Here is a 9,362-nt window from a genome sequence, read left to right as displayed (position 1 = left end):
TTGCTGGCCGGATGGACGGCCGGCAGGGACCTGCCGCAGCCGGCCAAGCAGTCTTTTCGCGATTGGTGGAAAGAGAAAGGGGGCGCCCGCGATGAATGAGCCGGTGGAGCAGGCCGCGTTTCTTGGGTCGATCGCGGAGAAGCTCGGACGAAAGCGCCGCACAGCGGTCTCCCCGCCATCATGGGATCGGAAGCCTTGGGAAGACTCCGGTCAGGAGCTGAACCCGGAAGCGGAGGCTGGCGGTCGGCAGGCAGCCGAACGTGAACAGCTGATCCGGCAGTTTATGGAGCAATTGTCAGCACTGAACGCGGCAGTAAACAGAGTGTCCAGGGCGGATTTCGGGCGCGTTCTGTCCGATGTGATTGCAAAGAACGGCGTTCGATCCGCAATCAGCTGGGACGATGGGCGGTTGCACGAGCTGCAGCTGGAGTCAACGTTGAATCGAAACGGCATCCATCACCGGCTCTGGCGGACAATGGAAAATGAGCGGGAGCTGCGGACATTTGCGGAAAGTGCGGATATGGGCATTACGTTTGCCGAAATGGGGCTGGCGGATACCGGTACCGTTCTGCTGATGAACGGAGGCGGCCGCGGCCGGCTCATCAGCCTGCTTCCGCCGGTTTACGTAGCCGTTTTGCCGGAACGATTCATTTATCCGCGGCTGTCGGATGGCATGTCCTTCGTTCGCAGCCGCATTCCAGAAGGTTTGCCCGCCTGCATCAATTTCATCACCGGCCCGAGCCGGACCGGAGATATCGAAGCGGATCTGGCGCTTGGCGTCCACGGTCCCGGAAAAGTTCATATTATCTTATTACAAGATTAACGGATTAAAGAGGAGGAACTCCAATGGCGACAAATGTCGATTTGATTCAGCACATGTATCCGATGAAATTTGAAAGCGTGGAAGCGGAAAGGCTGCACCGGAAGCAGCGTCTCGCCGGAGCGTTCCGCTTATTTTCCTTGTTCGGCTTTGACGAAGGCGTTGCGGGACATATTACGGCGCGGGACCCGGAATATCCCGATTATTTCTGGGTCAATCCGTTCGCCAAACATTTCAGCCAGATTCGGGTGTCCGATCTGCTGCTGGTCAACGATAAAGGGGAGGTCATGGAAGGGAGCGGCATGGTTAACGTTGCCGCATTCGCCATTCATTCGCGCATTCATGAAGCCCGTCCGGACGTCATTGCCGCTGCGCATGCCCATTCCGTATACGGCAAAGCTTTTTCGACCCTCGGCCGTCCGCTCGACCCGCTGACCCAGGACGCGTGCGCTTTCTACAACGATCATGGCGTGTTCAACGATTATTCCGGAGTTGTGTATGAGACGGAAGAAGGGGACCGGATTGCGAAAGTGCTAGGATCGAAAAAAGCGGCGATTTTGCAAAATCACGGGCTGCTGACGGTCGGTCATACGGTGGAGTCGGCCGCCTGGTGGTACATCACGATGGAGCGCTCCTGCCAGGCGCAGCTGATGGCGGAAGCGGCGCTGACGCCGCCGATCCCAATTGGTCCCGAAGCGGCCGCCGGCACGAGAGATCAGATTGGCACCGAACTGGTCGGCTGGTGCTGCTTCCAGCCGCTGTGGGATAAAATTGTGAAGCTGCAGCCGGATTTGTTCGACTAAGAAGCGGAGGTCATCGATTATGGAAATTGCGGTGTTGGGCGGAGGGAACGGCTGTTATGCGGCCGCTGCCGATTTATCGGAACAAGGACACAGTGTAAGACTTTGGAGAAGAGACGGTTCCGCTTTTCAGACCGTGATGGAAAAACAAGCGCTCATCTTGAAGGACGCAGCAGGCGAAAGAGAAGTGAAGCTGGCGATGGCCGGCACGGATTTGGCTCCCATTATTAAAGACGCCGCCTTAATCTTGATTCCGCTGCCGGCTTTTGCGCAGGAATCGCTCGCCCGCGAGATGGCTCCATACCTTCAAGACGGGCAGGTCATTTATTTGCCTCCGGGCACGTTCGGCAGCTATGTGATGGCCAAAGCGCTGCAAGAGGCCGGCTGCACGGCGAACGTTGCCTTTGCGGAAACGGGCACGCTGCCGTATCTCGCCCGCAAGCACGGACCGGATACGGTCGCCATTTCCGGCCGGGCGACCCGTTTGCCTACCGGCGTGTTTCCGAGCGAGCTTTCCGAACATGCTTTCTCCGTGCTGGAACAAGCGTTTCCGGCCGTCGAACGGATGCAGGACGCGCTCGACGGAGCGCTGATGAACGCGGGACCGGTTATTCACCCGCCGCTCATCTTGATGAATGCTGGGCCGATCGAGCATTTTGACTATTGGGATATTCATAATGAAGGGACGCAGCCGGCGATCCGCAGGGTGCATGATGCGCTTGATGCGGAGCGGATCGCGATTCGCGAAGCGCTCGGATACGGCGCCCCGCATTTTCCGCTTGCCGATCATTACAGCAAGGACGGCGACGAATGGATGTACGGCAACGCCGCGCACGAGAAGCTGGTCGACAGCGCGGACTGGCGCGAGGATCTCGAGCTGGCGACGCACCGCTATATGCGGGAGGATATCGCCTGCGGACTCGCTTTTCTCGTATCGCTGGCGACCTGGGCGAATGTGCCGGCACCGGTGGCGCGGGGACTGCTGGCAGTCGCATCGGTTGTCGCCGGCGAAGATTTGGCGGAGACGGGCAGGACGCTGCAGCAGCTTGGGCTCGACCGTTTATCCGCGCCGGAAATGAAGCGGCTGCTTACGCGCGGTCTTGAACATGAGGTTGCATTATGAACGGGGATAAAGCCCGCATCGCCGTAGTGGGCGCCGGCCGGATGGGGATCGGCATTGCGCAGGTGTTCGCGTATGCCGGCCACCCGGTCGATCTGATCGACATCAAAGTGCGCAGCGAGGCGGAATCGGCGCGCATCTTGCAGGAAGCAACCGATCAGATCCGCGGCAATCTTAAGTTTCTCGCTTCGCTCGGTCTGATGGATGAGCGAAGCGTCGAAACGATGATGGGGCAGATCACCTACCATGACTCCAGTGAATTGGAGACGGCGCTGCCGCAGGCGGATGTGGTGTTCGAAGCGGTGCCGGAAATTCTGGGCGTAAAGCAAAGTACGTTCGAGCGGATCGGCGCCGCCGCCAGAGAGGAAGCGACGGTTGCTTCCACCACGTCCACTTTTGCAGTGGATACGCTCGCTGCTTACATAGCCCGTCCGCAGCGGTTTCTGAATACGCACTGGCTGAATCCTGCTTATTTGATTCCGCTGGTGGAAGTGAGCCCTGGCGCCGCAACGGATCCAGAGGTGCTGGACGGCATGCTGGCGCTGCTGGAGCGCGTCGGCAAAGTGCCGGTTAAATGCGCGCCGTCTCCCGGCTTCATCGTGCCGCGCATTCAGGCGCTGGCGATGAACGAAGCGGCCAGACTTGTTGAAGAGGGAGTCGCGTCGCCGGAGGATATCGACAAAGCTTCTCGGATCGGTTTGGGCATCCGTTTTGCCATATTAGGGCTGCTCGAGTTTATTGACTGGGGCGGCGGCGACATTTTGTATTACGCTGACCGTTATTTGGAGAACGCTTTATCCGCCGACCGGTTCGCTTCCCCTGCAATTATTTCCGGGAACATGGCAAGCGGCCGCACCGGTATGAAAGCGGGGCAAGGGTTTTACGATTTTTCATCCCGGGACTTAAGCGCCTATCAGCAGGAAACGATGAAGAAGTTCGTCGATCTGCTCAGCCATCTCGGGCTAATGCCTGCTCCCGGGGAAATTACGGCAGCATCCGGCAATTTGGCGCAAAAATGATTGACGCTTGAAAGCAGTCCTTTTACAATGTTGATTATCAACATGTTATTTAATCTTCCTCTATGCTGATATCAAGGGAGAGATGGACGTTGACGAAAGCAAGCACCATGTCCCTTAAAGATCTGGTCCAGTTCGGCAAAGAAGAGGGCGAATTTTTTTTAAGAGACCGGAGAATGATTCTGACCAGCACGGAAGCGTGGGGGCAGCTATGCAGAGATTTGATTGTCGCGCTCGGCATGGAAAGGGCCAAACGGTTTCTGATGCGCTACGGCTGGAAGTTCGGTGTGAGCGAAGCGCAGTATTTAAATGACATGTTCAGCTGGGACGATGATTTGGAGTGGATTTTGGCCGGATCGAAAATGCACAGTATCGCCGGACGCGTCTTCTCGACGCCGGTCCGGCTCAACATTAACAAAAGCGAAGGCCTGTTCGATGTCGAAGGCTTTTGGGTCAACTCCTATGAAGCGCTGCAATATTTAAAGCATTTTCCGCTCTATCATGAGCCGGTATGCTACTTTTTGGTCGGCTATGCGAGCGGCTACTGCACGGAAACGCTGGGCAAGAAAGTGATTTTCAAAGAGGTGGAATGCATCGGCAAAGGCGACACGCGCTGCCGTTATGTCGGGAAGACGCTCGAAAAATGGGGAAAGGATATTTCCGAGGATCTGATCGACTATGAGCAGGAGAAGATCGAGGATGAGCTGGAACTTGCCTACAAGCGGATCGAGAAGCAGAAGGAAGTTCTCAACCGGGTGACAACGCTCAGCCAGGAAATGACCCGGATTATTTTGCAGGGAAAAGGGCTGGACGATATGGCCAAAATATTGGGTGAAAGCCTGCACTGCGGCGTCATTATCGAAAATCATCATTTCGAGCGAATGAACGGCTTCGGAGACATTTCGGACGATTCGTTGAAAAGAATCATGGAGCATCCTTATTTCTTGAAGGCGGGCCATCAGCGCGACAAAATCAACAAAATGCTGGCGGAGCGATGCACGGTCCAGCTTGAAATTAACGAGCCGTACGAGTTGCCGCATATCCGGCTTGTGACGCCGATCGTGCTGCGCAATCAAATGCTGGGCTTTATTTCGCTGCTGAAATGCGAAGGTGCTTTCGGCGAACTGGAGCCGGTTCTGCTCGAGAGGTCGGCCAATACGTGCGCGATCCAGATGCTGAACGAGCGGACCGTGACGGAGACCGAACAGCGCTTGAAGGGCGAGCTGCTGGATGAGCTGTTTAACCCGACCGCCGACAACCATTCGGTTTCCAGAAGGCTTGCCTATTTGGGCTACGATTTAAGCCAGCCTCATTTTGTTTTCGTCTTTCAGTTTGAGATTGTCGGAAATAAAGTGCTGATGAAGGATAACGAAATTTCCACCGCGCTGAGCAGCAAGATCATGCAGCTGCTCTCGGATCAGGCGGAACAGAAAGGGTTTCGCCTGCTGTTCTCGACAAGACTGGACTGTATCCATGCGCTCATCCCGGAAGCGCTTGTTGACAAGCTGAAATTGACCGTGCGGGAATTCGGGGAAACGATGATCGGGAAGCTTGACCCATTGGACGATTCCGTGAACGTCGTACTGGGCATCAGCGAGGTATGCCGCGAGCTGTCCTCCTTGTCCAAAGCGTTTAACGGCGCCGTCAAAGCGACCGAAATCGCGAAAATGAAACGGAAAAACGGCCAGGTCACGCTTTCGTCAGATATCCGCCACTTGACGATTTTGCTCGATGCCCGGCGGCCGGAAGAGTTGGAACAGTATTCCGCCAATCTGCTCGGATCCATCTATGAGTACGATCAGAAATACGGGGCAGAATTTTTAAAAACGATCTATTATTATTTTGAGAACGAATGCAATCTGCACAAGACGGCGCGGATGCTGAATGTGTCGATCAGCGGCATGCGCTACAGGCTCGAGAGGATCAAGCAGCTATCGGATATCGATCTGTCGAATTCGATAAGCCGCTTTGAAGTCCAATTGGCGCTGGAAATTTTTTTGGTGCTTGGGAAAGTGAATGTGTAAGTTCAAGCCGACAAAGCCGGCAGGCATCATTATTCCTTAAGGGAGGAGGATGCCTGCCGGCTTTTGACGCGAACGAGTGACAAACCGTACAGGGTCAAAAACAGCACCATAAACAGCGCAGACGCCCGGTACATCACGGCGTAGCTTGCTTGGGACGCGATAATGCCTAAGCTGAGGGAACCGCCGGCAATGCCGACGTCCATCGAATTGAAGAACGCCCCGCTAGCGGCTCCCCGTTTCTGAGGGTGCGACCGATTGATTGTCCATGCCTGCAAAGACGGTTGTAGCGTACCGAAGCCGGCGCCGTAACAAACGGATGAAAGCAGCAGTACCGTCATGGAATCGGCCGCGGACAGCAGCAGCAGTCCGATCAGCACCATCAATCCGCCCGGAATCAACACGGTCCGGTGCCCTTTTCGGTCGAATAATTGTCCGGCGAAGGGCCGTACAAGCATGACCATCAAAGCGTTGCACAAGAAAAACCAGCCTACGTTGGATACCCCGATTTCATTGCCAAACAAGGTCATATAACTAATCAGTCCGCCATATGTAAACGAAAGCAACAAGTTAAGCGTACAGGGAAGAGCAATGCTTTTGTCTATCCATTCCAGCATCCCCGATGTTCTTAATTCCGCCGAATCTGCGCGGCGCAGGGCTGAAGAAGTTTGGATGCAGTAAATCAGCGGAAGCGTGAATAGGACGAGTGAGGTTGCGACGCCGAACAATCCCGAAGGACCGTACTGAGTGAGCAGCCATATGCCGACAACCGGAGCGAGCGCCATCGACAAGCCGGTGGATAAGCCGAAGTAGCCCATCCCTTCTCCCATTCTTTGGGCAGGCACGATTTCCGAGACCATCGTTCCAAAGGCTGTCGTCGCAATACCGAAGCCGATGCCGCTAATAAAACGGAAGAGCAGAAACAGAAGTACGGAAGGCAGCCAGTAAAATGCCGCCGTTGCAACGAGAAGACAGAACAGAGCGGTGTACAATAGCTTTTTCCGGTTCATTGTTACTACCGTTTTTCCAACATAGAAGCGGGTTAGAATGGCAGATAACGCAAATATGCTGATGACAAAACTGATCGCCACACTGCTGCTGCCGAATTTATGGGAGACGTAGGCCGGCAACGAGACCGTCGTCATTTGCAGGTTTAAATAGACCAGAAAATTGGAGAAGGTAAATAATATGAAATCTTGAGTCCACAGCTTGGGCTTTTGTTGTTCCTGTCGTATCCTCATCAAGTCCCTCCGTGCTTTGATCCCGGTTATCGAAAATATTGGGGCCAAGGATACTTAGTTGCTGCTTTAACTATATGGGCATAAACTTTACGGGTCAATCTGACGAACGGCGCGGAATTTTCATTCAGGAACTGTATGAAAAGGATAGTTCACGAACCGAGGGTGCGACGGATCCCTTTATTGCAAGGAGTACGAAAACACAACGTCGAATCATTATTCGTGACAGTCAGTTGATCGAAAAATGGAAGAGGAGTGTTCCTTGATGGCAAACAGCAGAATAAATTTCCGAACGCCGGAGGGGTCTCCTATTTTGTTACGCTTACGTTCGGTCAAAAGGCCGGAGCGCTGGTCGGCTGGTTTTTTCTCTTGTCGGTGCCGATCGGCGCTCCAGTGGCTGCGCTAACAGGGGCCGGCTATATGACGGCAGCTATGGGCTGGGGCGAAGGAGCGCGAATTGGGATCAAATATTCGATAAAATTCTTCCCTATGCATGAAGTTGGAAATGGGATAACATTGAAAATTCGACATACAAAAGAAGAGGGATCTCCTCCATATCCAAGTCTCGGATGACGGTTTGCCTTTCAAATGGAGGAGAAGAAAGATCAAATGGGTCTGCGACATATTAGGACCCAATCCATTAAAGCAAAACAAACATTCTAAGTCGTTGCAATCACGAATCGGGATGCTGGTTTTTTTAATGGGAATTCGGATTTTATCTTAGAAAAGGGCTTATAATTCGCCCTTCTCCAGTTTCTCAATCAAGGTGGAAAGATTGATACCAAGCAGGGTGCAGCAGAAGACACAGCGACCGGTATAGTTCGAGATCAGCGAGCAGACTCGTGAGAGCGTCGAAGCATGGTAAGGCAGGCGGGACTGATTGCAACAGATTCCCCTTCTGAAGTTGCAGTGGAGCATGTTTATTCCAGTTCAATCTTGAAGGTCTTGATCAGGCCATCCTGCTTCGCATAGTCGACGGCCAGATCATCAGGCTGTCATCGTCGATTGTTCCAAGGATCGTGACGCCGGGCAGCATCGCCAGCGAGGTCATCATGGCGCTGAATCCCCTCCACACCTCGATGCCTTTGCCGGTTGGCAGGGTCAGATGTAGCCGGGCATCGGCGGCACGCCCAGGAATACCGAGCCGGCGTTGTCGTACATGCTTTCGCTGAGGAACGCGTGCTGGGTCACGACCATCGCGTCGCGCAGATAGCGCTGCAGTGGGTGCCCGTCGTAGATCGCTGCGGTGCCGGCAAGCAGGTAGGCTGACTGAACAGCGCTCGCGCCTGCGCGGGTAGCTTGTACGGATGCCAGACGCAGCATGCTTGTTTGGTCAGCGGAGACACCTTCGCCCCTCAGGATCGAGTCCCAAGCAGAATCGGTGGCCTCGTAGAAGAAGGCGCGCGCCGACCTTAACGAGGCTTCTGACTTTGCCACGGCGATTCGCAGGTAAGCGCGATCGGCCATCTTCGGTGCACCGGTGATGCCAGTACGGCCACCGGCCATTCGAGAAACTTCATCAAGCGCGGCGCGGGCGACGCCAAGATTGACCACCGCCAGTACCTGTGCCGCATAAGCGATGGATGGGTACTGGTAAAGCGGCTCATCGATAGAAGGCACACCGCCACGAACAAAGGTCATTTCGTCAGAGACGAAAACATCTTTCACCCGCAGGTCATGGCTGCCCGTTCCTCGCAGCCCGAACACTTCCCAGTTCTCGACGATTTCCACGTCTTCGGGCATGAGCACGGCGGTGCGCGGCTTGCCGCCGTCCCCGGCGCCAATACCGACGCCGAGAATGTCGGCGCCCTTGCAGCCGCTCGCGAACTTCCAGAGACCGTTCACGCGCCAGCCGCCCTCGACCTTCTCTGCGGGCTGGATTGGAAACAGGCCGCCCGCGAACGCCAAGTCCGGCCCATTTGCGTAAAGGCGTGCGAGCGTGTCGCGCGGCAGGGCCGCCAGGTAGACCCCAGCAGAGCCGAAGCTCGCCACCCATCCGGCGGAGCCGTCAGCCTCGGAGATGGTTTCGATCAGCCTGAGGAATTCCGAGGGCGAGCTGGCATCGCCGCCAAAGCAACGCGGAGTAGCAGCACGAAAGACGCCCAGTTGCTTTAGTTGCGCTACCATGTCCCGAGGCACGTGCCGCTTCGCGTCAAATTCGTCCCGTCGGGCGCGGATTTCGGTAAGTACGCGGTTGAGCAGGTTCGGACTTTGCACTTCAACTTTCATGATTGTTTCCTCCTTTGGATGTTTTAATTTAGGGGTATATTTGCGGCGTTAGGATTCCAATAAGAAGAATGGACGCCCAATGATGGCCTTAAGACGGAAATAACGGTCGATTCCGGTA

Annotated in this window: 9 protein-coding genes and 1 pseudogene; 7 read left to right on the top strand and 3 right to left on the bottom strand. The window is 55.1% G+C overall.

What is annotated here, in order from left to right:
* The 6 genes from L692_RS31425 to L692_RS0122970 all read left to right on the top strand — a co-directional run.
* Positions 1–99 (top strand): lactate utilisation protein LutB domain-containing protein (locus tag L692_RS31425; RefSeq protein WP_156940561.1); only part of this gene is annotated, 99 nt, incomplete at its 5' end.
* On the top strand, positions 92–823 hold the full coding sequence (locus tag L692_RS0122990) for a LutC/YkgG family protein (RefSeq protein WP_025702315.1): 732 nt from the start codon (positions 92–94) through the stop codon (positions 821–823). The genes L692_RS31425 and L692_RS0122990, both read left to right, overlap by 8 nt.
* Before the next feature lie 23 nt (positions 824–846).
* Positions 847–1,623 carry a class II aldolase/adducin family protein gene (locus L692_RS0122985; RefSeq protein WP_025702314.1) on the top strand — a complete coding sequence of 259 codons (777 nt, stop codon included), beginning with the start codon at positions 847–849 and terminating at the stop codon, positions 1,621–1,623.
* Positions 1,624–1,642: 19 nt separating this feature from the next.
* Positions 1,643–2,743: an NAD/NADP-dependent octopine/nopaline dehydrogenase family protein gene (locus L692_RS0122980; RefSeq protein WP_025702313.1), complete on the top strand. Its 1,101-nt coding sequence runs from the start codon at positions 1,643–1,645 to the stop codon at positions 2,741–2,743.
* Positions 2,740–3,759, top strand: coding sequence for a 3-hydroxybutyryl-CoA dehydrogenase (locus L692_RS0122975; RefSeq protein WP_025702312.1), 1,020 nt, complete (start codon positions 2,740–2,742; stop codon positions 3,757–3,759). The genes L692_RS0122980 and L692_RS0122975 overlap by 4 nt, the downstream gene beginning before the upstream one ends.
* A gap of 89 nt (positions 3,760–3,848) precedes the next feature.
* Entirely contained in the window at positions 3,849–5,780 is a 1,932-nt protein-coding gene (locus tag L692_RS0122970) for a XylR N-terminal domain-containing protein (protein WP_025702311.1), read from the top strand.
* Between the two features lie 29 nt (positions 5,781–5,809).
* Here the strand turns inward: L692_RS0122970 and L692_RS0122965 are convergent, their stop codons facing one another.
* Positions 5,810–7,018, bottom strand: a complete 1,209-nt coding sequence (locus L692_RS0122965) for an MFS transporter (protein ID WP_025702310.1) — start codon at positions 7,016–7,018, stop codon at positions 5,810–5,812.
* Between the two features lie 279 nt (positions 7,019–7,297).
* Between L692_RS0122965 and L692_RS32105 the strand changes: the two are divergent.
* A pseudogene (locus L692_RS32105) lies at positions 7,298–7,474 on the top strand (amino acid permease); the annotation flags it as partial.
* 490 nt (positions 7,475–7,964) lie between these two features.
* On the opposite strand, the gene L692_RS33880 reads toward L692_RS32105, so the two are convergent.
* Together L692_RS33880 and L692_RS0122950 are read right to left on the bottom strand one after the other, a co-directional pair.
* A complete protein-coding gene (locus L692_RS33880) occupies positions 7,965–8,090 on the bottom strand; it encodes a hypothetical protein (RefSeq protein ID WP_269636744.1) in 126 nt (41 codons plus the stop codon).
* 26 nt (positions 8,091–8,116) lie between these two features.
* Complete coding sequence (locus L692_RS0122950) at positions 8,117–9,244, bottom strand: acyl-CoA dehydrogenase family protein (RefSeq protein WP_025702308.1); 1,128 nt, start codon at positions 9,242–9,244, stop codon at positions 8,117–8,119.
* Between the last annotated feature and the right edge of the window lie 118 nt (positions 9,245–9,362).

This window comes from Paenibacillus forsythiae T98 (genome assembly GCF_000520735.1).
In the GTDB taxonomy this organism is placed as follows: domain Bacteria; phylum Bacillota; class Bacilli; order Paenibacillales; family Paenibacillaceae; genus Paenibacillus_AQ; species Paenibacillus_AQ forsythiae.
This window is presented reverse-complemented; position numbering and strand designations above follow the sequence as displayed.